A 22217-nucleotide genomic window follows, 5' to 3' on the forward strand; every position below is an offset into this window, starting at 1 on the left:
AATAATTGGCATACAGGAATGGAGGTAAGCGTCATGGGACTTGCCCAATATGCTGACGGCGGACTTTTTTCACCGCGCAAAATCGCGGACGCCTTGCGTACTACCAGCGAGGAGATCGCCCGAACCGCTGGTCTCGGAAAGGATGCCATCCAGCGCAAGGACCGCATTGGCTCGGACAAGACGCAGCGACGGCTGCGCGAGATGACGGAGATCGTCAACAAGGTCGAGCCCCGCTTCGGCTCGGCGCTGATGGCCTATGCCTGGTATCGCTCCGAGCCCCTGCCCGGCTTTTCCGGCCTGACCGCGATGCAACTGGTCCGTGATGGGCGCGCCGATGACGTGCTCGACTATATCGACGCGGTCGACGCCGGCGTTCACGCCTGATCCGGTCGATGCATTTCAAGGGGGAACTCTATCGGGCGCTGAATCCGATCTATGCACGCGAGCCGATGTCTGGCCATGGCGCGGAGCTTTACGGTGGCCGTTTCAACCGGAAGGGAACGCCAGCGCTCTATATGTCCTTGTCGGTCATGACGGCGTTGCGCGAAGCCAATCAGGCCGGCAGTTTGCAGCCGACGACACTCGTGTCTTATGATGCGGATATCGAGGCGGTTTTTGACAGCCGCGACCATGAGCGACTGCGTGCGGAGGGGATGGATGCGGCGGGGCTCGCCGGTACGACCTGGCGCGATCAGATGAAAGGAACCGGAGAGGCGAAGACGCAAGCCTTCGCACGAAGACTTGTCGCGGCTGGCTATCATGGATTGCTCGTCAGAAGCTTCGCCCCCGGAGCGACGGACGACGACCTTAATCTCGTCCTCTGGACATGGAGCGATGTGGCGCCCTGCCGTCTCACCCTGATCGACGATGAAAACCGCCTGTCGCGATAGCGGCGATCGAGGACAGCCCGTTATGGTTAACAAAAAGAAAGGCCGGCCACGCCGCGAGGCGTGACCGGCCAGCACATCGGGAGCAACTGCTCGGCACTGATGAATTCGATGCTGTCATCGCCGCCGAAATGGCGATGCTTGTAGTGAAACCAGTCCGGATTTCCGACCGGATGGCACTCCTCGGAGTAGGTGACGAGCGGGCGCTCGCCATCGGGGAGTTTCCATTCGACATGATGTAGACCCCCTGGTCTCCGACGAGCCAGAGCCCTGGAATCTCGCCCTCGCCCGGCTTCATGCCGTAGTAGGGATTGCGGAATCCGCCGTTGATGGCGGCATCCGCCGTGCCGCGATCGATGACCTTGCGAACCGCAACAATGGGAAACGTGAACATCGCCGCCCCCTCACGCTGCAACGGCACAAGGAAGGTAGCGGAGATGGACTGGCAGCTTGGCTGCTATAGATATGCTCGATCCGCTCTTCGCGTGTCATTGCACGGACGGGCCGGCTCTCCCGCTCCACGATCGCCGCTCGCATGTTTGCGGGCGAACCCTTGTCGGCAAGGTCGCAATAGGCGTGGAAGAACCGCATGCGGTCGTCGATTTTTAACGTGAAAAAGACGCTGGTGATGCTGCCTGTCAGGAATTCGCGCATGGCGAACATCTCGCCCTTGATGAAGAGCGGCGGCAGGATGTTGAACATGTAGGCATGCTCGGGCTGGGCAAGCTCGAACCACTCGCCGCTATAAAGGCTGCCGTTGGCATCCTCGAACCGATTGGAGCGCTGGGCATGGCGATCGAACATGCGGAACATCTGCCGGCGGTCGGCGATACCCTGGTAGACTTTACGGATCGGAGAAAATTGGCTCATTGGCGGGCTCCTTCAGCCTCGTCGGACTGGAGCGCGGCGCATCCTCGGGGATCACCATCATCTTCAGCCCTTCCTGACCCCTCCCCAGCGGCCGCCTCTCCGTCCGGGCGGGTCAAGTGCCGGCAAAGCCGGGCGAAGCTTCACACTTGACGCGGCAGGCGGGCATGCGGCAGCCGGGTCCATTTATTTTCTTCCCCTCTTCGGCCGCATGGCCGGGCTCCGGCGATGAACCGCACGCTCGTCTTAGCCTTCGTCCTTGTCGCTACGGGCGCACCCACGGCCACGGAAGCCGAAGCGCCGCACCGGTGGATCCAGTCTTGGATTGCTCAACAACAGTTCTCGATGCCGACACACCGGAGACAGCAAAACTGTTGCGAGTGCAGTACGGCGGACGCACTCGTGCGCCAGTTACGAGAGACCAACGCCTCTCGGCTGGGCGGGCTATCCTGGCAGACGGAGGAGACGAACGCAGATTGGTCCTGCGGCTGACAGGCGACGAGCCTGTCGACAGAATCATGGTGTGCGGAGAGTCGCTGACCATCGAGTTCCTCTCAGACCTGCTGCGTACGAGGGAAGAGCTCCAATACGCTGGCCTGCAGGTAACTTATGCAGACGAAGGTACAGGCGGGATTGTCCTTGAAATCTACACTCCAGAGGCTCAGGGGTCGGTGTCGAAGCGCTAAAGCTGGAGGCCGAGTCGCGGCTTGGCGCGCCGTTGCAGATTGAGATGACGACAAAGGTCGGGCTCGCGATCCACGATCGCGCACCATAAGCGCAGGCGGTCGTTCTCTGCCCGATCAGGGGATTGCGGCGTCCGTCAGCATCGCATTCCAGTCCTCCGCGAGCGGCTTCAGACGTTCGAAGTCGCAGGAGAGTTCGCCGGCCAGCTCACGCAGGCGCGACACGAACGCCTCACCCTGCGTGTTCGCATCGGTGGCCGCGACGAGGCGCGCGTCGGGCCGTTCCCCTAACAGGCGAATGGCGCCATCGGTGGCCAGCGACCAGCCGCCGCCGGTGCTGACATAAAGCGTATCGTGCCGGACCTTCTCGATCGCCGCAAGGCTCATGGCGTCGATGGCCGCTTCGGTCACGCAGATGCGAGCGGCAGGTTTGAACCCGAAACGGAACAAGACCTTGCTGCCGCCGGTGGCAAAGCCGCGCCACTCGGGACCACGCTCCTCCCAGCCGGTAACCGCGCCGTTGGCGCCCTGATGAGCGGCCCACATGCTCCCGCACGGCCCTTCCCGCAGAAGGTTCTGGGCGATGGCTGCGCGGATGACCTCTTCAGGAATGTGCCGCTCGTAGCGCAGATATCGCCAGGTCGCCGATCCGCGCCGAGGCTTGCGCCGAGCCGCCCAACGATCCGGTATGGATCGATCATGTTCCGTTTCAGGCGATTGTCGTTTCCATTCCGGCTCGCGGGGCTCGAAGCCGACCAGGGATCCCACCTGCACAAATGCTTCCAGAAAATCGCAGCCGTCCAGATGCTGAACCAGCGAATAGACATCGCCCTTGGCGTCGGAGAGCGGGTCAAACCAGCCTTTGCCATTGTGAATGACGATAATGATGTCATCGGCGCGGCGGTACTTCATCGCCTTGCGCGTGCTTTCCTTCAAGTCGATCGCAAAACCGCCCGTCTCCAGCACGGCATCACATCCCACCCGGCTACGCAGTTCTTCGATATCCGCCTTTTCCATTCTGTTCTCCCGGCCGCCTTCGGCCGACCTTTCATCCAGTTACCTTCTCCGCACACTTTGCGGAACACCTTAGCGACCGGCGCGAAGAGCAAAGGGCGCAAGGGCGCGGCTCCGGCTGCGGCGCAGCTTCCCTTGCGGCCTGCCGCTCGTAAGCGACACGCCTGACGAAAGCCGGTTCAGTGAACCGGCTGACTACCCGTGGGGTCGTACAGGTAGAGGCCGTCGACCTCGTCGTCATTGCCGGGGTGTGTTCGCGGCGAAGCCTCACTTGCGCCCTGTAGGGCGCAAGTGGCAGGCAACGAGCCCCGCTTAGTGAGCCGGGCGGTACTCGTAGGGATCGTATTCGTGGACCGCCGTGCCCTCGTCACCGTCATATTCGCTCGACACCATGACGCCGAACTCGCCATCGACTTGGAAGAGCGTGACCGGGACCATCAAGGTCTGCGCGAGATTGAAGGCATGGTGCTGAGCAAGGGTGAAATTGTGCGACATCGTTTGGCTCCCGTCTTTGGGCGGGGTCCATCCCCGCTCGACAGGCGGCCGACGTGTTCAGGGCATGGCCGCGGTCACCTTGAAGGCGCAGCCGCAGAGGTCGCACGCTTGCGTAGCGAACCCCTTGCGGGTTGATTGTGGAAGGCCAGGACCTGAACCAGGAAAGCCGGACATGAGAGCGGGATTGCACCTCCTCAATGGCGGCCGCCCTGTCCCCCGTCTCACACTCCTTCACGTGCTCGCCCGAGAGCCGTTCATACCGAGCCCGTTCGCCTTCAGTTCAACGTCACTGCGCCATGCCTTCCACCGGCATCACCGAACAGCAGGCGGATGAACAATTCGGCTGGACCTGAAGGAAAACCCCAACGGTTCCGATAGCCTTGGGATCCAAGGCTTCATGGGTAACAACCAGCACTCCGTGGGATAGTGCAACCAAGCCCTCTAAGTCGTCGGGGCTGGCCGCTTGAGCCCGGGCACCGCGCTCTTGGAGTAGGAGCCCGTGTACTCCAAACCTCTAAACTCCCGTCGCATCTTCCCGGTGGCCGAACGGCTATCGCTTCGAGCCGTGCAAGATGGCGCGCTTCCGGCGTCGCATCGGTACACTTGACTTCGGATGCAATCACCCGTCAGCCGCAGTCGAACTGGCAAGGGGGTGCTGAAGCCGGCGTGATCTATGTCATCAAGGCCTCGGGCTTCGCAATGGACGCCAGCCACTCCGTCGAACACTCTCAATCGCTGGATGCGGCCTCCGTGAGCATGCTTCGGACGGCAGGCGCTAACCGCTGGAAGCCGCCGGTGCCGCGGTCTGATGCTGCCGGCTCAACATGCTCGGCACGCAAGCTCGGGGCGATCTGATGGTAGCGGCATATCAGAGGTATGGCTAGCGGTGGAGCGACCAGGAGCCCAATCCGGCCATGTCGGTCAAGCGGATAGCCTCAAGGGTGTCGAGTTCCTTCCTGATGGGCAGTTCTCGATCGGTCTGCTCTTCCGCGTTCCTCCTCCGGGTGTTGCGGCCAAAGAAGGATCGAATGGCAGTCAGCATGTGCGATGTTTCCCCGCGTTCTCGAGAGGTCTATAACAACATCGCTGCTACAATCCGGTTCCAAGGCAAACTGAAATAAGCGCTAGAGTCCAACGCTTCTTAGCTGCCACAGCCGGGATTTCCGCTTGCCGTTTGACAAGGCCCACCCGCCGAGCAGCATCAGCGCACCCCAAATCAAACAACCCGATCTCCCAGTAGACCCGCTGGAACCGCGGGACGGTTTCGTTGACATAGTGTGTGCCGAGAAGCTGGTGATCGCCCACTCCCTCGACCAGGTTGAATATGCCAAAGCCCATGAGCATCGTTGCAAGTAGCAACTTTCCTGACCACCCGAGATGAGGTTGGCGCGTCGCACGCCATAGCACAATGAGACCTAGTGCGACGAACACGTATGTGTCGGCGTGGAACCAGCCATCGAGCGGCGTGTTGAACCGAAGGTTCTCAAGACTGCCGGCGGGATAGCCGGCTGGTCGCCATATGATGCCACTGGAGCAACTGATGCAGAACGATTCCCTCGAAGAACCAGCCTGAGCCAAGCCCGAGCAGGATCCCGGCCGAGGTCGGGAACCTGTGAGGCTCTTCGTCGCTGTTCCTTTTTCTCCTAAGGGGACCCAACGTCGAGCCCGCCAATGTACATCACCGTTTTTGCGCTACCGGCGCGTCATCATCGCTTTTTGAGAACCGCTTCAGCTGGCAGACCGAGACGGTGACCGCCACCGACCTTGTGGTATGGCGACTGGACAGAACGCTATGATGTCAGGAGCAACTGCGCATGACCGACCAACAACTGATTATCGAAGCATTGGGAGTCTCGTCCAGTTTTGACGTCGCGCTTGAAGCGCGCCGACGCATCGACTTTCTCGGCACCTATCTGCGTGCCTCGAATCTCAACACCTACGTTCTGGGCGTAAGCGGTGGCGTGGATTCGCTTGCCGCCGCTCTTCTTGCGCAACGGGCCGTGGAGGAACTGCGAACGGCAGGATATGAGGCCAGATTCCTGGCCGTTCGGCTTCCATACGGCTTACAGGCCGACGAGAGCGACGCGCAGCGGGCACTGGATACAATACAAGCAGACGAAGTGCGCCGGGTCGACATCAAGCCCGCCGCCGACGCGATGCTGGATTCGATCAAGCTTGCGGGCACCGAACTCGGCGATGCCGGCCGAGAGGACTTTTTGCTTGGCAACATCAAGGCTCGTGAGCGGATGATTGCCCAGTTTGCGCTTGCCGGCGCCACACGAGGGCTGGTCATCGGTACCGATCATGCGGCCGAAGCACTGATGGGTTTCTTCACCAAGTTCGGCGACGGTGCTGCCGACATCCTTCCCCTTTCCGGGTTGAACAAGCGTAGGGTTCGCGCCTTGGCGGCGCATCTGGGCGCTCCGCCTCAATTAGTTGCCAAGGTTCCGACTGCCGACCTGGAGAACCTAATTCCGCTTCGCCCGGACGAAGATGCCTATGGCGTAACTTACGATCAAATCGATGACTTCCTTGAAGGTCGAGAGATCGACGAAGCCGCGCGCACGCGCATATTTCAAGCGCACGCCGGCACCGCACACAAGCGCGCGCTTCCAGTGGCGCCCGTCGCCTCGTCCGGTCCATCACGACAGTAGCCGGACTCTCGGGATGGATGCTCACTATTGCTGCGACCGCCGCCAGATCTTCCACGTCCGATCCGACAGCGTCAGGTGCCGAATCCCGCCCTCGGGCTCACTTGGATTCAGCGAATAAGTTGAGCCGTCCTATCGCGCGCAATGCATCGGCGGTCGGCCCTGAGGGCGACTCTCGATCGAAACGAGCACTGCGTAGGGACGGTTGTCCGTCGCGGTGATGGCGCCTTTCCGGGCGCGCTGGGTTAAGCGACGTTTGAAAAAATCTGCTGATCCAGGTCGCACGTGGCCAGCCCATAGCGCCACCTGTGATTCGTTGCCTCGCGCCGGCTCTGATAGAACAGCGTCAGTTGCCGGCCCTCTATCATCACAGTCGAGTGCCCGTTCTCTCCCGGCTCGCCCGGATCCAGCACTGGGCCGACGGACACGTAAGGTCCTTCGACGCGATCGGCAATTGCGAAGAATACACGCTGGCGGCTGCCGCGCGGCCCCTCGGGCAGGAAGCAGGTTGCATTGAGCAGCACGCGTCCATCCGGCAACTCGACCAGTTGAGCGCCTTCGATGCCCCATTCATAGTCGGGATGCTCGCGTGCGTTGTGATGCGGAACGTCCAGGTGGTCCAGGATCTTGCCAGCGCGCTTCCATGGTCCGAACCAGGAGTCGGACTGGCTGCGTGCGAGATAGACGTCGGGTTGCGGGACCCTGCTGAATTTCGGCATTCCCGAGTAGACGATGTAGCGCTTGCCGCCGATGACCGCCGGATGGGGATCGTAGATGCCATCTTCATCGGTGTCCGGCAGGGATAATATCGCCGACGTCAAAACAACCCAGTGGAAACCATCATTAGACACCGCATGCTCGCACCGCCCACCCGACTTCATGAATTCGGTCTGGATGAACATGTGGAAAACCCCGCCTTCGTGGATGACACCGGGCGCCGCCACACCCGAGCCGGTGATCGGCAAGGCGATCGGTTCATGCTCGGTCCAGGGGCCACGCGGATCCGGCGCTGTGGCGTGCAGTATCTTCCATTCCTCGCTCGTGACGGTGCCGCTCGATCCGAACATGTGCCAGAGCGTTCCGTCGAATACGGGACAAGGATCTTTCAGGTCGTCCACCTGCTGCGGGTGAAACAACGGAAAGACGTGCGTTTCAAAATTGATCTGCATGTCCATAAACCTCGACAGCCTCTCTCAGCTTCCGACACCCAGGTCCAAACAAACTGATTCGAGGCGCTCTTATTCTAGCAGCGTCGGCTAACACGTGTCGATTTTCCCACAGGCCTTCAACAGCTCGAGGAGTGACAAAGCGCCACGTTAGGGCGCCGTGGTCCCAATTCCAGCGGATCTCGTGCCCCATTCGGACCGCCCGCGAAGCAGTCGAGCGGCCCTACCTCTGATCGTTGAGGCCGATGATCGGCCACGCAAATCAATTAATACCGCGGGAACAACTTACTAAATCGAAAGTTAGATGGAACTGAAAGCATCAGGCAGGAGTGTCGAAAATTAACCTAGGTTAATTCTTCGAGACTTGACTCGTATTAAAAGGGAAAATATATGGAAATCGCGCCGGCAAAAACAAAAAAAAGCACGTCTATTGCGTACAATGCAGTAGTTATCTGCTTTTCACATCTCCGATGGAATTTTGTATTTCAAAGGCCACAGCACCTCCTGACCCTCGCCGCCCGGCAGCAACAGGTAATTTACTTCGAAGAACCAGCCTTCGAAGATGTCCGCGGTCCCTTCATGCGCGTGAACGACGTAGCTCCGGCAATCAGGGTTGTCACGCCGGTCGTCCCGCTTGGAACATCCGCGACAAAGGTGGACGCCATCCAGCGAAGCTTCGTCAATGAACTCGTCGCACCCGTTCCTCATGACCGGCTGATTGCGTGGTATTACACGCCAATGGCGCTGCGCTTCAGCAGTCATCTGCGCTGCAATGTGTGTGTCTACGATTGCATGGATGAGTTGTCCGCCTTCCGCGACGCGCCCGCGGAACTGGCACAGCTGGAAAGGGCGCTGTTCCGCCGTGCCGATCTGGTCTTCACGGGCGGGCAAAGCCTCTATGAGGCAAAGCGCAGTCAGCATCGTTCGATCTTTGCGTTTCCAAGCAGCATCGACGCTGCTCATTTCAACATGGCGAGAGAGGGGGGCGAGGAACCATCCGACCAGGCAGCCATTCCCCATCCAAGGGTTGGCTATTTCGGCGTGATCGACGAACGGCTCGACATCGCCCTTGTTGGCCAGACGGCTGCCGCGATGCCCGACATCCAGTTCGTCATGCTTGGGCCGGTGGTCAAGATCGATCCGGCGACCCTGCCACGGGCAGACAATTTGCATTGGCTCGGGCCCAAGAACTATGCCGACCTGCCGAGCTATCTTCGTCATTGGGCAGTCGGTTGGATGCCGTTCGCGCTCAACGAGGCAACGCGATACATCAGCCCAACCAAGACACCCGAGTTTCTTGCGGCCGGACTGCCCGTGATCTCCACCGCGATCGTTGATGTCGTTCGCACCTACGGTGCGGCTGGTCTCGTCGAGATCGTCGACGCCGACGACATTGCGACCAAGCTTCGCTGCATGCTTGCCCGCCCCAGAGACCTGCAGGTGAGGGCAGTTGATGCCTATCTCGCCGACAAGTCGTGGGAACGCACTTGGGATGCCATGACCTCACACATCCACGGTGTCCAGGCGATGAAAACTGTCGTTCCGCTGCGCAGGAGAGCCTGACGATGTTCGACTGGCTGATCGTCGGAGCCGGCTTTGCCGGCAGCGTGCTTGCCGAGCGCATTGCATCGCAACGCCGCGAAAGTGTCCTGCTCATAGACCGCAGAAATCATGTCGGCGGCAACGCCTATGACTGCTACGACGAAGCGGGACTCCTGATCCATCGCTATGGTCCCCACATCTTCCACACCAACGCGCAATCCATCGTCGACTACCTGTCGCAGTTCACGGCGTGGCGGCCCTACGAACATCGCGTCCTCTCTTCGGTAGACGGCAAACTGCTGCCCATCCCGATCAATCTCGACACGATCAATCGTCTCTACGGACTTGATCTCACCTCCGAACAACTGGAAGAATTTTTCGCTTCGCGACGAGAAACGGTGGAGGAGGTCCGAACCGCCGAAGACGTGGTGGTCAGCACCGTGGGCAGGGAACTCTACGAAAAATTCTTTCGCGGCTATACTCGCAAACAATGGGGCGTGGATCCGTCCCAACTGAGTAAATCCGTAACGGCACGGGTGCCGACCCGCACCACCCGCGACGACCGCTATTTTGGCGATACGTTCCAGAACATGCCCGCCGGCGGCTATACGCGGATGTTCGAGCGGATGCTGGACAGGCCTGAAATCAAGGTGATGCTGCAGACCGACTATGGCGAGATACGCGACAAGATCGGCTTTCGGCAGCTCATCTATACTGGGCCGATTGATGAATATTTTGATTGGAGGCTCGGCCGTCTGCCTTACCGTTCCTTGCGGTTCGACCATGTGACAGTGGATTGCGAACAATTCCAGCCAGTGGCGGTGGTGAACTATCCGCAGACGGAAAACTACACCCGCGTCACGGAGTATAAGCATCTGACAGGCCAACGGCATCCGAAAACCAGCCTCACCTACGAATACCCGACCGATATAGGCGATCCCTATTATCCTGTTCCGAGAGCCGAAAACGAGGAGCTGTACAAACGCTACGAGGCAATGGCGGACGCCTGCCCAAACGTCTGGTTCGTTGGACGGCTAGCGACCTACCGTTATTACAACATGGATCAAGTGGTGGGTCAGGCCTTGGCCACATTCGCGAGGATACAGAAGACCCTGCCGGCCTCGGCTTCGTTGGAGGCGCCGACATTTGCTGTGCTCGCGCCGTAACCATTTGCCGGACGAAGCCGAACGCGATGCCGTTCTACCCGACAGGCCCATGCTGCACGCGTGATGGCCGGGCTTACGCGAACAGAAGGCGCTGGCGCGCCAGCTCGTCCGCAACTGGCTGCCGGATGCTGCGCGAACCATCCGCGTGCACGGTAGAAAACAAGCCGACTTCGGCGTGGCGGGAATTGTCCCAACCCGGATAGGCTGTCACGGGATAAATGCAAATGCCTTGGATGGGGACGCCCAGCTTCATCGCGGCGCGGACCTCATCGCAGACATAATGCAGCCATGCTGGCCCGGCGGATCCTTCGGACCCGGTTTCAGCAATGAACATCGGCTTGCGGAACCTGTGAGCGACCTCGAGCAACATCTCGGACAGCGCCTGATATTCATGGTGGCCCATGGGAATGGTCGGACCGTTTAGATACCATTGGTTGTGAGGATAAAAGTTCAGGCCAATCACGTCGACAAGATCTTGGCTGCCGCCCAGTTCAGGCTCGACCTGTCCCATCAGCATCTCATACGCCTCGAACTGACCTCGCCGGGCGTTCTGCGCGCGTTGCCGTTCCGCTCGGCTGCCGTCGCGAGGCGCGATATGGATCAGCGGCTCAGCCCAGACGAATCGACAGTCGGGGTCGGCCTGTCGCATTGCACGGATGCCCGCGACCGCTGCCTTAACGAGATGCCGTTTGAACCATCCGCGCTTCTTTGGGCCGACACGCGGGAAGTAGCCGACTTCGACGGCCCAGGCAAAGAACGAGATTTCGTTGATTGGACAAAGCAGCGGAGAGGTGCCCGTGAAGGAGCGATGGAACCGCACGGCCTCCGCGGCAAAAGCGGCGTAGGCGTCGATGAATTCCTGCGATCCCTGATCGATGTGATCGGGCGACCCGTAATGAAAAACATCCCAGATCACCTGCACGCCAACGGCACGAGCCGCTTCGATCATGGCCGCCCAACTCGACCAGTCATAGATGCCCGGCGCCGTTTCGATCAGGTGCCAGCGCAACCCGTCTCGGATCGTTCGAAGCCCGAGCTCGGCACAGCTCCGGTAGTCCGCCAAGGCATGGATGTTGTGCGAGGTAGCGCGAACAAGATCGAGCCGGACACCGTCGTTCCGCCTGTGAGAGGAACATTCAAAGCCGGCCATGAAAAAGCTTTCGAAGGTTCGGCCGACCGCTCGGTGTTGACCACCGTCTACCACATCCTGGACCGGGCCGGATCGTTCGGTGGGGGCCGGCCTGGCCATCATGCTCTCTCGCGGGTCTGGCGATTTGCCCGTAGCTCGTTACAGTTCACGGTGCTACGCGATTCGTCGACAGGATCGGCTTCAGGATGCCGACTGGCGCGAGCCTCTGCTTGGCTTCTGTCCTGCTCGTCCATGCCGCGCTTGGCTGTGTGCGGCCAGGCTAGCCTACCCGAGTGTGCCGGCTCCTTGATTGTCATTGATGCATTTCTCCGCTGGCGATCGGCGCCGGAGCTAAACCGCGAGCACAATGCTTTGTTCCGGCTGCGCCCGTTACGAACCCCATGCGGATGATTGTTCCCCGGCGCGTCGCAAACCCCACGGCGGGTCACCGCCTGCACGAGAATGGAACCGGCGACCGTCCCGGTAGTTGGGATGATTATCGGTCGGAGGTTTGTCCATGCTTTCCCCCATCGAGGAGCTCGCGCGTTCCGTCAGGGAGCGGCGCGCGATCCTGTTCGTTGGGGCTGGCGTGTCAATGAGTGTCGGCCTGCCCTCCTGGCGTAAGCTCATTGATCATCTGGTCGAGGACCTGGGCATCGATCACGGCATCATCGCGCCGTCGGACGTCAGCTACCAGACCCTGGCGGAGTTCTACCGGTTGAAGCGGGGCACCATCGGACCGCTGCGAAGCTGGATGGATCGGAACTGGAGTGTCTCGCGTGAGAAAGTGAGACGTTCGGAGATCCACCGCCTGATCGTGGCACTGGACTTCCCGATCATCTACACGACCAACTACGATCGCAACCTTGAGGTCGCCTTCGAGGTCCATAGCCGCGACTACGTGAAGGTCGCAAACGCAAAAGACATCGCCAAAGCCAGCAACGGTATCACCCAGATCGTCAAATACCACGGCGACTTCGACGACGACTCCTCCCTCATTCTGGCCGAGACCGACTATTTCGACCGGCTGTCCTTCGATTCACCCCTGGATGTGAAATTCCGCGCGGATGCATTGGGGCGGACGATCCTTTTCATCGGCTACAGCATGTCGGATATGAACATCCGCCTGCTTTTGCACCGCCTGTGGCAGACCTGGAGGCTGTCCGGCTATGAGACCGACCGCCCCAGATCGTTCGTATTCATGCCAAGCCCGAGCGTCGTCCAGGAGGCGGTGCTGGGTCGATGGGGCATCGAAATGTTGAGTGAAGAGGCGGCTCAGCCTGAACAAGCGCTAGCGGCGTTCCTATCCAAGCTGCTTGACGCCATGAGGGGGGACGAACCGGGCACCAGGGCGGCCTTGAGGGCGGGGTGAAGGCGATCACCCCGCGGGTCGCTTCATGGTGGTCTTGCGGCCAAACAACCGCGCCCTGCCGAAGCGGATTGCACACGTTTCGCGCACGCGCGTGCAACTCGACATGGTCAGGATAAATACTGTCGAACAGAAGGAACATCTGGTTCTGCGGTCGGTTGGGCGAGATCAATGGAGATAATATGAGATGTTTTACACCGACAAGAAATTGCAATTCCCTGTGCGCGTGGAAACGCCCAGCCCGATCTTCGCTCGCGCCTTGCAGCAGGCGATCGGGGGCGTCGAAGGCGAGATACGAGTTGCGCTGCAGTACTTCTTCCAGGGCCTGGGGGGCGCGCGGCCCAAGCAAGTACCGGGACCTGCTGCTGAACACCGCCACTGAGGAACTCGCCCACATCGAGATGCTCGCGACGGCCGTGGCGTTGAATCTGGAAGGGGCGCCGCTGTCTTTGCAAGAAGACATTTCAGCCGATACGATCGGCGGCTCCGTGTTGAACGGCATGAACTTCCGCCACATCCTTTCCACCGGACTCGCGGCATTGCCGGAAAATTCAAACGGCGTGCCCTTCAATGCTTCACACGTCTACGCCAGCGGCAATCTCGCCGCCGACATGATCGCTAATGTCACGGCGGAAAGCAGTGGCAGAGTGCTTGCCACACGCCTCTACAATATGACCGACGATCCCGGCATGAAGGAGATGCTGTCGTTCCTGATCGCCCGCGACACGATGCACCAGCAGCAATGGTTAGCAGCCATCGAGGACATGGGCGGGCTCGCGGCTTCACTGCCGGTTCCCAATTCCTTCCCCCAGGAACAGGAACTTCGCGACGTCAGCTATGCTTTCGTCAACTGTTTCGTCGACGGCGTGCCGCCGCCCGAGGGCCGTTGGTCGAGCGGCAAATCCATTGACGGCAACGGAGAGTTCACGACGGTCGCGGGCGAGCCGATGGGTGAGGAACCCATGCTTGGCTCCCCCCGCGTGGACAGCGGAGCACAGAGCGAACAGATCGGTTCTACCCGGGGCTCCAGTCGCGCCAGGGGGTCAGACGGTAACGGCGCTCGCGGCTAGTGTCATCCTCCAGCTTAGGCTGATGGCAACGCTTTCTCCCTCCAATCGGGGGAAAGCACCTATGGCGTCGCGCCTTCTGTTCAGGGTGAGAAGCCGTGTTGGTTCCCGAACTCACCACCTGGCCAAAGGACCTGCTGCCCATCAGTGGCCAGCGAAGCTCTTGTCACCGTCAATCGAACAAAACGATGAGCGGACGCGTGATCATGAGCCAGAAGATGGCGAGCACGGCGGCGAAGGCAGGAAAACCGAAGACAAACCACAACCGAAACAGCTTGTTGTACCGCTCCGGCGGCGGGTCGCCAGATGTGGCGGCGCGCGTCGCCAGATTGCGCATCTCCATCTGCATCCAAACGACCGGCAGCCAGAACAGGCCGGTCACGACATAGAGCACAATCGACAGCACGATCCATCCTTCCCTCAATGAATAGCCAGCCTGCCAGGCGAGGGCCACGCCGGTGATCGGCTGCGCGACGACGGCAGTCGCGGTAAAGAGGAAATCAGCGACAACCACGATGTGGGCAACTGCCGCGATTGTTGCGGCATTGCCGGTCCGGTGAGCGAGAAGCATGAAGAAGGCAATCCCCGCCCCTGTCCCAAGCAGCACGGCTGCGCCGATGACGTGCAGATATTTGACCACGAAATAAAGCATCAGCGCTCGTCCAAGATCGCCAGCGCAACGAAGTGCAAGGCGAGGATCGGCAGGATTTTCATCAGCGGGCCGAGTGGCTCGTTCCAGAGATCCGGGCGCAGGATGGTGCCGGCGATGGCGTAGGACAGCGAGATCGCGATCGCACCCCAAAGACCCGGGCGGCTTGTCGGCCGGAATGCGATCAGAGCGCCGACAGCCGCGTCGGCGATTGCACCGGCCACGACCGCGGCCTCGGCGTGGGGCGCCACCGCAGTGCCGATCAGCAGTTCGACGCCATTACGCCAGCCTGTCGTGAGCGAGATGATGCCGGTCATGATCCAGAAGAATGGCAGCACAACGAAGATCGCCGGCTTGATGAAATAGAGCCCGGCAAACCATCGCTCCTGGACCGTTGCCGGATCTGCCGCCAATGCTGATGCGAAGCTTGCCGGGTGAATGCCTGTCGTCACGATCCAAGGTTGCGGATCACCAACAGCGCCTCGCGCGATTTCCTTTTGCGCGTTGCTGCGGATCGGCGGTCGCCAGCCGAGCCATCCAGCCAGATCGCCCAAATGATAGAGGCCTCTCGCCGCCCAGCCGGGCAAGGTGAATATGGCTGTCTTCTTCCATCCGAACCACTGGCGGTAACGACTGACGAGCTCTGTCATGGTGAGCGCCTCCGGCCCCGCAAGCTCCAGCGTCAAGCGAGAAGGACTCGTGGGCAGGAGAAAGAAAAGAACGGTGGAGACAATGTCATCGAGCTGAACGACCTGCAGGCGGCCGGTATTGGGCATGGCCGGCAACAATGGCAGCGCGGCTAGCCCACGCAACAATGCGCTTGCACCAAAGACGCCGCGCCCCAGCACCACCGAGGGACGCAGGATCACCCAGCCGACGTCGAGCGCCATCAGTGCCTTGTCGCCGGCCAGCTTGCTGGCGGAGAAGGCGGACGGCTGATCGCGGTCGACACCGATCGCCGAGAAGTGGATGACCGTCTTGATGCCGGCCCGTTCGCAGGCCCTGAAGAGAGCGGAAGCGGCGATGGCATGGACCTCCTGAACCTTTTCCCGCGCGTTGTCCTGCAGAACGCCGGCGCAGTTGACGACGGCATCGACGCCTGAAAGAGGGGAACTCCAGTCCTCCGGTCGGACCGCCTCCGTCATGTCCAAAATGACGTCCGAACTTTTCGAAGAGCCGGCAGGTCGGGAGCGGCGGAGCACGCGCCGTACTTCGTGTCCCTCCGCCTCCAGGCGCGCGCATAGTGAGGCGCCTATCAAACCTGTAGCGCCGGTGACGAGGATCTTCATCCCGTGAGCCCGGCCTGCGGCGTCGCTCGAGCCTCCGGCGGCCTGTTTGCCGGCAGCACGCCTTGTTCGTCGAAGGCCCATCTGTGGCAGGACCAGTACCATGTCCGGTCGACCGGGTTCCAACCGTCGATGCAGCCGGCACTCGAACCGTCTGCCGCCTCGCTGATAGCGAGTTGCTCGCCATCATGGTTGATCACCCGGCCGTCGCCTGGGTCGATCTCATCGATCTCAACAGCTTTGGTGCGACGTTCGGACAGGAGCTGTCTTTTGCTCGACGCCGGTTCCGCGACATAGGCGCGGCCGCTGCTTGGTCAAGCGCCATGAATTGCCGGACATCCATGACGGACCTCCTCGGCGTGATCCAGTGCGGATATCTAGGCCGCCTTTTGCATCGCTCTCTCGTTCACACCGGCCTCCCCGAGTTGCGTCAGTGCTTCATCGGTCGCCTTCTCCTCCTTGAGCGACTGTTCGAGCAGCGGAACGGCGTTTTTCAGCCCAAGCAAACCGGCCCAGGTGATCAGCGTTCCATATCGGGCGATCTCATAATGCTCGACGGCTTGCGCGGCGGCCACGAGCCCGGCATCCAGGGCTGGAGCCTGTTGAAAGTCCTCCAGGATCTCCTGCCCTTCTTCTATGATGCCGTCGATTGCCGGGCAGGTCTTTCCCTGTGCCCGCTTGCCGAAGATCTCGAACACCTGCTGCAGGCGCTCGATCTGGCCTTCCGTCTCACCTCGATGCTTCTCAAAGGCAGCAATCACCTTTTCGGATTCAGCTCCCTTCGCCATCTTCTTCAAGGCGGAAAGGATTTTGCGCTCAGCGTAGTAGATATCCTTCAAGCCGTCGTGGAAGAGATCCTCAAGTCCCTTTGTCTGCGAAGCTTTCTTGGTTGCCATCCTCATCTCCTGCTTGAAAGCGCGCCGGGCGGCACCCCGTTCAAACGAGGCGGCTCCTTGTTTGTTCCGCCGTTTTTCCCCAGCAGACGCCGGCACCCCGTCGGTTGCGAATAAGCGGCATCGACGGCAGTGCCTGAATGCGCACACAATTGGTGTTGTCTCGTCAATGCCGCATTGAGGCTCTTACGGCGCCAATGGGGCACCAGGATGCCGGGGAAGCGACGAATATCCCCGCGAGGGCCACGCGCCATCCTGTACGACTGAACGAGGGCGGACCTGTTCACTCGTTTTGCGCAAGATAGCTGTGCATATCGGTTGCGGCGATCGCCGCGTGTCCGAAGGCGACCGCGACCTGGTTGATTTCGTCAACCACATCGCCTGCGGCGTAGAGGCCCGCAATTGCGGTTCGCTGGCGCGAATCCACGACAAGATTGCCGATTTCGTCACATTCCGCGCCGAGGTTGGTGGCCAGCTTCGATCGCATCGTGCAGCCCAATGCGGGATAGATGGTATCGAAAGACAGCGTGTTTCCGGCAACGAGCCTGACGGTCGCCTGATGGCCGGCAGAGCGGATCGAGCCCGGGAGGCACGCGTGCACCTTGATTCCAGCCTTTTTGAGCAAGGCGTCGGCGGCGGGGTCGAATCGAGTTGTCGTCTCGACCAACATGGTGACGTCACTTGTGTAGCTTCGCATAAACAACGCCTTCTTCATTGCGTGATCTGCCGGGCCCATCACCGCAACCCGTCCGTCGATGACCTCGTAGGCGTCACAGATCGGACACAGCCGCAACGTGCCGGCCTTGATCATATCGGCGGCGTCGGGCGTGTCTGGAAGCGTATCGACAATACCGGTGGCCATGAGCACCGCGCGAGCCCGAATGGGAACCGATGCCGTGGCGATGAAATCGGTCCCACCCCGCTTAATGTCGTGGATCGTATCGTCCACGAGATCGACTCCGCTCAGCAGTGCCTGCTGCCGCAGACGATCAAGCAGCTCAACACCGGCAATACCGTCAGGAAACCCGGGACAGTTGTGGGTTACCGGTATCCACTTTGCGCGGCTTTGGCCGGCGTCCACAAGGACGATCCGGCGCCGAAAACGCCCCAGGTAGGTCGCGGCGGTCAGGCCGGCTGGTCCGCCGCCGACGACCAGGCAGTCGTATGTTTCGCCAGGACGGATTTCATCGTCTGAAACCACAAGAGAACTCCCGACATGAGCGCGTCATTCCTGGCTGCCACCGCTGAGCGCCTCGTAAACCTCAGAACGCACCCAAACGAAGATCATCGCTCAGTCCTCGAGGCAGCGGGATCCAGCACGTCCGCGACCGCGTCCTTCTTCGCGCGAGGAAGGACCGTCATCAGAAGAATGAATGCCGAGACGACGAGACAGGCGGCGTTTGTGATGATGAGCGGCCACTCGCCTTTCATGGACCCGAAGATGAGCCAGAGGGCGAAGCCTGCTGCCGTAATCGCATACATAGGCGCGGAGATACTGCCCGTGTCGCGCGTCTTTATGATCTTCCAGGCTTGCGGCGTAAAGCTCACCATTGAACATAGTGCCGCGAGATAGCCGACCAGTGTCTCAGTTTCCATGCAATCAAACCGTCGGCGCGCGGTTTTGTTCACGACGGGTGTCTCTAAGTTCAATTTGACCGCTGCCCTGGCACCCTGCAGATGGCTTAGGGCTTGGCCGTGGAGGACTGATCCGATTCGGGAAGTCGATCTCGAACCGCCTTTTCGGTAGTTTTTGCGGTGGCCTTGACGACCTCACCGACCTTACCGGCTAACGTGTCGGCGGTGCCGCTCGAGCCCTGCCGGTCCGCCTCGCTCTTGACTGTCTCGTAAGCTTCGGCAGCGATCTCTTTCGCTTGCTCCACGCTGTCCTCTAAAGCACTGTTGGCGCTGCCAAGTAGTTTGTCGCGGTAGCCGCCGAGTTGCTCGTCTTCCATGGTTGTGCGAGGCAGAAGCACGCCTATAGCCGTACCCGCCGCCAGGCCGAGGACGGCAAGTGCCAGTGGTTCGCGCTCAAATAGTTCCTGCGCGGTTCGACTCGCCTGCACAGCCATATCACTCGCACTGGAGCCAAGCTGCCCCACGGTGTTTACAACCTTATCCTTGGTCTCGCCAGCCGCAGTTGCGGCCGCTTCGCTTGCATTGCTCGCAATCGAGCCAGCGGTACCGCCGGCATCCGAGAGCATCTCTGCGACCGCCGATGGTCCACCATTGGGGATCTCTTGTCCGGAACTCGGCCCTTCCGCAGCCCCCGTCACATCGCTGACCCCGAACGTCCCCCCATCCGTGTCGGCCTGATTGTTGACAGCCTGGGTTGCAGGAGAGCCACCCGCCGACGCACCGCTGCCAAGCATCAGCCAAGCCAGGCCGGTCCCAACCAGCATCAGGGCCAAAGGGTTGTCGCTGACTTGGGTCTGGAATCTGCTGAGGGCGGCGGTCCCTGCGCCGCCAGCAAACAACCCGGTGAATTCGTCGATCAACTGACCGGGTGTCATTTTGCTGCGGATGGATTCGGCGGTATCGACGACCGCTGCGCGGGCAATCTCGGCTTCGCGTTCGAGTTCGGCTGCCGATTTCTCGCTCATCTCATTTGTCCTTTGATCACACGCGCATCACTGTTGAGTTGTTCTTGTGTGCGGTCAGGAGCCAATCCGGAAGGCGCAATGCCGGCCATTCCCGTGCGAAGGAGAATCACCCCCAGGATCGCCACGACGACACCGACGAGCAGCGAGGCCCACCCGGCCCCCAGACCCGCCTTAGCCAAAGCGATCACGAGCGCTTGGAGCAGTACCACCAGCGATGCCAGCAAGCACACGGCACCGCCTACGACTTCGACCGCGCCGTGCCCGGCTTTGCTGACGTTTTCGGATATTTCGGCCCGCAGAAGCCTTGTTTCGGTCTGTAGCAGGGTCGTCACTTGCTGTGTAAGGTCGCTCACAAGGCTCGCGAGACTGCGGCCGTCCTGATCGTTGTTCATCGGTCATGCTCCGTGCTCGGCCAAGAAAGTGGCTGCATTCGTTATGACGTGAGGTCGTCCCGTGGAGAGCTGCCTGTGGTCTTCGGGCGCGTTACAGTCTTTGGGGCGCCACTGCTTTTCAGCCGACCGTCCCCTTCGCTCGAATCAGCGGGTGGCGAGCTTTTGATGAAGCGTCCCAGAGCCAAACCGGCGAGAACCGACCCGGCGATAAGCACTCCAGAGTTTTCGCGCCCGAAGGACCTGACCTCGCCTAAGACTTGTTCGACTGGTTTGTCCCGCAAAGAGGACGAGAGGCGCTCCAGCCCGCCAGCGGCAGTAAGCACGAACTTCGAAACGGTGGCTTGATCGCTGTTGGCCAGATGCTCACTTGCTGCCCGCAACGCGCCCCCAAAAGCGGCTAAGCTCGCGCTCATGTCGCGCTGCGTTTCCTGCGCCTTCCCTGACAAAGCCTCCTGCGCTTCCGACGCGTACTCGCCAGCTTTGCTGACGACTTCGTCACTGGCGTCGTGAATCAACCGGGTGGCATTTTGGGTTTCTTCCTGGAGCCAGTCGGAGAGCTCGCTCTTTGCCGTATCGAAATCGGATGCTGGACGTCCTGGATCGCCTTCGCGTTGCATAATGGCTCCTAGTGAAAACCGAGGAAGGAGAGAATTGCCAGCACGACGACAACGAGACCTATGAGATAAATGACGCTGTTCACGGCCTGATTTCTCCATTTTCGTCGAAAGCAAACACGCTGAACCGCGCGATGTTCCATCAGCCAAAACTTTTTTAGCTCCCTTAGATTTACAGACCCCCTGCGTGGGTTGATCGTGCGAGTTGAACGCGAGCACGTCGCCATGTTTGGAGCCCAAGGGTTACTCGTCACCGGTGCTCTTTTGGCTATCCAGTCTGTGGAAACGGCTGGCAAGACTAACGCCTCCCCCGGCTGTCATTCGACCTTCCGCGGGCTCAATCTCGAGGAGCCCTAGGCCGAGCTAAGCCCGTAGCCTCGTTCGAAGGTCAGGCGATCAGGCGCCGGAACAACCTTGTGGCGTCTCAGTTCGGATGGCGAAAACGGTGAGCCTTTTGGGTGCGACGTCCCAGCGGCGATTCGCCAGTCGCCGCAACCTACGCAAGGAGCACGGCAGCTTGTCTTTCCAGTTTCAATTCTCACTGAAACGATCATCACGCGTCTGGGTCGGCGGCCTGGTTGCGGCGGTGGCCTTGCTAGCGTTGAACAATCGAGCAGCGACCAAGCAAGCGCTTTCCGTCCGCGCGAAAGGAAGGACCATAGAGGTCGACGGTGTCCGCCTTCGATATGTCGAGGCTGGAAGCGGCAGGGACCTGGTTCTGCTGCACGGGAACGGTTCCGCCGCTGAGGACTTCCAAACCAGCGGTCTAGTCGACAAAGCAGCCAAGCGTTATCGCGTTATTGTATTCGACCGCCCCGGGTTTGGCGGAAGTACTCGGCTGCGCGGTCGCCTATGGACCGCCGCGGCCCAGGCAGATCTGCTCCAGAGCGCCACGCAGAGGATCGGGGCAGACAATCCTATCGTTCTTGGGGGGCATCGGTCGCCCTTCAGTGGGCGGCCCGGTATCCGGACGAGATTGGTGGCGCGGTTTTCCTCTCCGGCTATCATTTCCCCTCCGCAAGGTTCGATGCCATGCTTGCCGCCCTGCCGGCACTGCCAATCGTGGGAACCATCATTTGCCACACCATCCTGCCGCCTGTCGTCAGGCTGATCTGGCCCGTTTTGATGCGCCGCCTGTTTGGGCCGCAACCTGTCCCGCCAGAGTTTTCAAATGCTTTGCGAGATCTGGTCAGCGCACCGTCGCACTTGCGAATGACTGCCGCGGAATCTGGTCTGCTGATCCCCGTTGCCGCGTTAGCTCCCAAGACCGCAGGGAGGACAAACGCGCCGATAGGTATCATGGCCGGGGACGCGGACAGCCTGCTCGAGACCAACTATCATTCCCAACGTTTTGCACGCGGTCCTACCGGCTCGATGATACGCATCGTTGCCGGTGCCGGTCACATGGTTCATCATTCGGCGCCGCATCTTGTGCTGGAGATGGTGGACAGCATCGCGGCTGCCGGATCGCCGTCACCTGAAAAAGCTTCACACTCTGCTCCTGACTCGAGCGGAAGCCTCGAGCCCGAGCGCCCAATCTGAACAGCGCGGCGTTCAGATGCCGCGACTATGCCGATTTGCGTCCGGCTTTGGCTTTGGGGCGGTCCTTGATGCCTTCCTTGGCGAGACTCTTGCGGAGAACCGACGCCAGATCGATAACGTTCTCCTTCGGCGGGGGCACCGGTTTGGGCGGCTGCTTGCCCTTGCGTTTTGCGTCGATCAACGCGATGAGCGCATCCTCGTAGGT

22 protein-coding genes and 4 pseudogenes are annotated in these 22217 nt (G+C 60.6%); 8 read left to right on the forward strand and 18 right to left on the reverse strand.

Translation table 11 applies throughout. The features are described from left to right. The first annotated feature begins 33 nt into the window (after positions 1-33). Both FJ949_RS29425 and FJ949_RS29430 read left to right on the forward strand, forming a co-directional pair. Positions 34-384 (forward strand): antitoxin Xre/MbcA/ParS toxin-binding domain-containing protein, encoded by a 351-nt coding sequence (locus FJ949_RS29425; RefSeq protein WP_140501383.1) that lies wholly within the window; start codon positions 34-36, stop codon positions 382-384. Between the two features lie 8 nt (positions 385-392). Further along, the gene (locus FJ949_RS29430) at positions 393-890 is read left to right on the forward strand and encodes an RES family NAD+ phosphorylase (protein ID WP_140501385.1); all 498 of its coding nucleotides are present in this window, start codon (positions 393-395) and stop codon (positions 888-890) included. A gap of 74 nt (positions 891-964) precedes the next feature. Here FJ949_RS29430 and FJ949_RS29435 read toward each other — a convergent pair. From FJ949_RS29435 to FJ949_RS29460, 6 genes and pseudogenes are all read right to left on the reverse strand, one after another. Continuing rightward, positions 965-1281, reverse strand: a pseudogene (locus FJ949_RS29435) (DUF3085 domain-containing protein); the annotation flags it as partial. Continuing rightward, positions 1182-1757: a DUF1419 domain-containing protein gene (locus tag FJ949_RS29440; protein ID WP_140501387.1), complete on the reverse strand. Its 576-nt coding sequence runs from the start codon at positions 1755-1757 to the stop codon at positions 1182-1184. The pseudogene FJ949_RS29435 and the gene FJ949_RS29440, both read right to left, overlap by 100 nt. A gap of 797 nt (positions 1758-2554) precedes the next feature. Continuing rightward, positions 2555-3454: a DUF3991 and toprim domain-containing protein gene (locus tag FJ949_RS29445; protein WP_140501389.1), complete on the reverse strand. Its 900-nt coding sequence runs from the start codon at positions 3452-3454 to the stop codon at positions 2555-2557. Positions 3455-3763: 309 nt separating this feature from the next. Then, positions 3764-3946, reverse strand: coding sequence for a hypothetical protein (locus FJ949_RS29450; protein WP_140501391.1), 183 nt, complete (start codon positions 3944-3946; stop codon positions 3764-3766). Positions 3947-4826: 880 nt separating this feature from the next. Beyond that, on the reverse strand, positions 4827-4988 hold the full coding sequence (locus FJ949_RS30480; protein ID WP_181167365.1) for a hypothetical protein: 162 nt from the start codon (positions 4986-4988) through the stop codon (positions 4827-4829). Positions 4989-5070: 82 nt separating this feature from the next. Beyond that, positions 5071-5603, reverse strand: a pseudogene (locus tag FJ949_RS29460) (DUF2243 domain-containing protein). 157 nt (positions 5604-5760) lie between these two features. On the opposite strand from FJ949_RS29460, the gene nadE reads away from it, so the two are divergent. Continuing rightward, the gene (gene nadE, locus FJ949_RS29465) at positions 5761-6600 is read left to right on the forward strand and encodes an ammonia-dependent NAD(+) synthetase (protein WP_140501393.1); all 840 of its coding nucleotides are present in this window, start codon (positions 5761-5763) and stop codon (positions 6598-6600) included. 242 nt (positions 6601-6842) lie between these two features. Here nadE and FJ949_RS29470 read toward each other — a convergent pair whose 3' ends face one another. Beyond that, positions 6843-7766, reverse strand: a complete 924-nt coding sequence (locus FJ949_RS29470; protein ID WP_140501395.1) for a hypothetical protein — start codon at positions 7764-7766, stop codon at positions 6843-6845. A gap of 387 nt (positions 7767-8153) precedes the next feature. Here FJ949_RS29470 and FJ949_RS29475 point away from each other — a divergent pair, with 387 nt between their 5' ends. Next, a complete protein-coding gene (locus FJ949_RS29475) occupies positions 8154-9326 on the forward strand; it encodes a glycosyltransferase (RefSeq protein WP_140501397.1) in 1173 nt (390 codons plus the stop codon). A 2-nt stretch (positions 9327-9328) separates the two neighbouring features. Next, a complete protein-coding gene (glf, locus tag FJ949_RS29480; protein ID WP_140501399.1) occupies positions 9329-10471 on the forward strand; it encodes a UDP-galactopyranose mutase in 1143 nt (380 codons plus the stop codon). A 73-nt stretch (positions 10472-10544) separates the two neighbouring features. Here glf and FJ949_RS29485 read toward each other — a convergent pair whose 3' ends face one another. Beyond that, positions 10545-11723, reverse strand: coding sequence for a beta-glucosidase (locus FJ949_RS29485; RefSeq protein ID WP_224647526.1), 1179 nt, complete (start codon positions 11721-11723; stop codon positions 10545-10547). A 394-nt stretch (positions 11724-12117) separates the two neighbouring features. Here FJ949_RS29485 and FJ949_RS29490 point away from each other — a divergent pair, with 394 nt between their 5' ends. Further along, on the forward strand, positions 12118-12972 hold the full coding sequence (locus tag FJ949_RS29490; RefSeq protein WP_140501401.1) for an SIR2 family protein: 855 nt from the start codon (positions 12118-12120) through the stop codon (positions 12970-12972). Between the two features lie 184 nt (positions 12973-13156). Continuing rightward, a pseudogene (locus tag FJ949_RS29495) lies at positions 13157-14039 on the forward strand (manganese catalase family protein). A 169-nt stretch (positions 14040-14208) separates the two neighbouring features. Here the strand turns inward: FJ949_RS29495 and FJ949_RS29500 are convergent. The 9 genes from FJ949_RS29500 to FJ949_RS29540 form a co-directional block, all read right to left on the reverse strand. Next, complete coding sequence (locus tag FJ949_RS29500; RefSeq protein ID WP_140501403.1) at positions 14209-14688, reverse strand: DUF2269 family protein; 480 nt, start codon at positions 14686-14688, stop codon at positions 14209-14211. Continuing rightward, the gene (locus FJ949_RS29505) at positions 14688-15974 is read right to left on the reverse strand and encodes an SDR family oxidoreductase (RefSeq protein WP_140501405.1); all 1287 of its coding nucleotides are present in this window, start codon (positions 15972-15974) and stop codon (positions 14688-14690) included. Before FJ949_RS29505 ends, FJ949_RS29500 begins: the two co-directional genes overlap by 1 nt. Next, on the reverse strand, positions 15971-16171 hold the full coding sequence (locus FJ949_RS29510) for a hypothetical protein (RefSeq protein ID WP_140501407.1): 201 nt from the start codon (positions 16169-16171) through the stop codon (positions 15971-15973). Before FJ949_RS29510 ends, FJ949_RS29505 begins: the two co-directional genes overlap by 4 nt. A gap of 177 nt (positions 16172-16348) precedes the next feature. After that, complete coding sequence (locus FJ949_RS29515; protein WP_140501426.1) at positions 16349-16867, reverse strand: ferritin-like domain-containing protein; 519 nt, start codon at positions 16865-16867, stop codon at positions 16349-16351. A 280-nt stretch (positions 16868-17147) separates the two neighbouring features. Beyond that, positions 17148-18065, reverse strand: coding sequence for an NAD(P)/FAD-dependent oxidoreductase (locus FJ949_RS29520; RefSeq protein WP_224647525.1), 918 nt, complete (start codon positions 18063-18065; stop codon positions 17148-17150). Positions 18066-18148: 83 nt separating this feature from the next. After that, positions 18149-18493 carry a SemiSWEET family transporter gene (locus FJ949_RS29525; protein ID WP_224647523.1) on the reverse strand — a complete coding sequence of 115 codons (345 nt, stop codon included), beginning with the start codon at positions 18491-18493 and terminating at the stop codon, positions 18149-18151. A gap of 53 nt (positions 18494-18546) precedes the next feature. Then, entirely contained in the window at positions 18547-19464 is a 918-nt protein-coding gene (locus FJ949_RS29530) for a hypothetical protein (protein WP_140501409.1), read from the reverse strand. Beyond that, positions 19461-19856, reverse strand: a complete 396-nt coding sequence (locus FJ949_RS29535; protein WP_140501411.1) for a phage holin family protein — start codon at positions 19854-19856, stop codon at positions 19461-19463. The genes FJ949_RS29530 and FJ949_RS29535 overlap by 4 nt, the downstream gene beginning before the upstream one ends. 41 nt (positions 19857-19897) lie before the next feature. Further along, the gene (locus FJ949_RS29540) at positions 19898-20473 is read right to left on the reverse strand and encodes a hypothetical protein (RefSeq protein ID WP_140501413.1); all 576 of its coding nucleotides are present in this window, start codon (positions 20471-20473) and stop codon (positions 19898-19900) included. Positions 20474-21502: 1029 nt separating this feature from the next. Between FJ949_RS29540 and FJ949_RS29550 the strand changes: the two genes are divergently transcribed. Then, positions 21503-22012, forward strand: a complete 510-nt coding sequence (locus tag FJ949_RS29550; protein ID WP_140781922.1) for an alpha/beta hydrolase — start codon at positions 21503-21505, stop codon at positions 22010-22012. Between the two features lie 25 nt (positions 22013-22037). On the opposite strand, the pseudogene FJ949_RS29555 reads toward FJ949_RS29550, so the two are convergent. After that, positions 22038-22217, reverse strand: a pseudogene (locus tag FJ949_RS29555) (Ku protein); the annotation flags it as partial.

It is taken from the genome of Mesorhizobium sp. B2-4-1, assembly GCF_006442185.1.
In the GTDB taxonomy this organism is placed as follows: domain Bacteria; phylum Pseudomonadota; class Alphaproteobacteria; order Rhizobiales; family Rhizobiaceae; genus Mesorhizobium.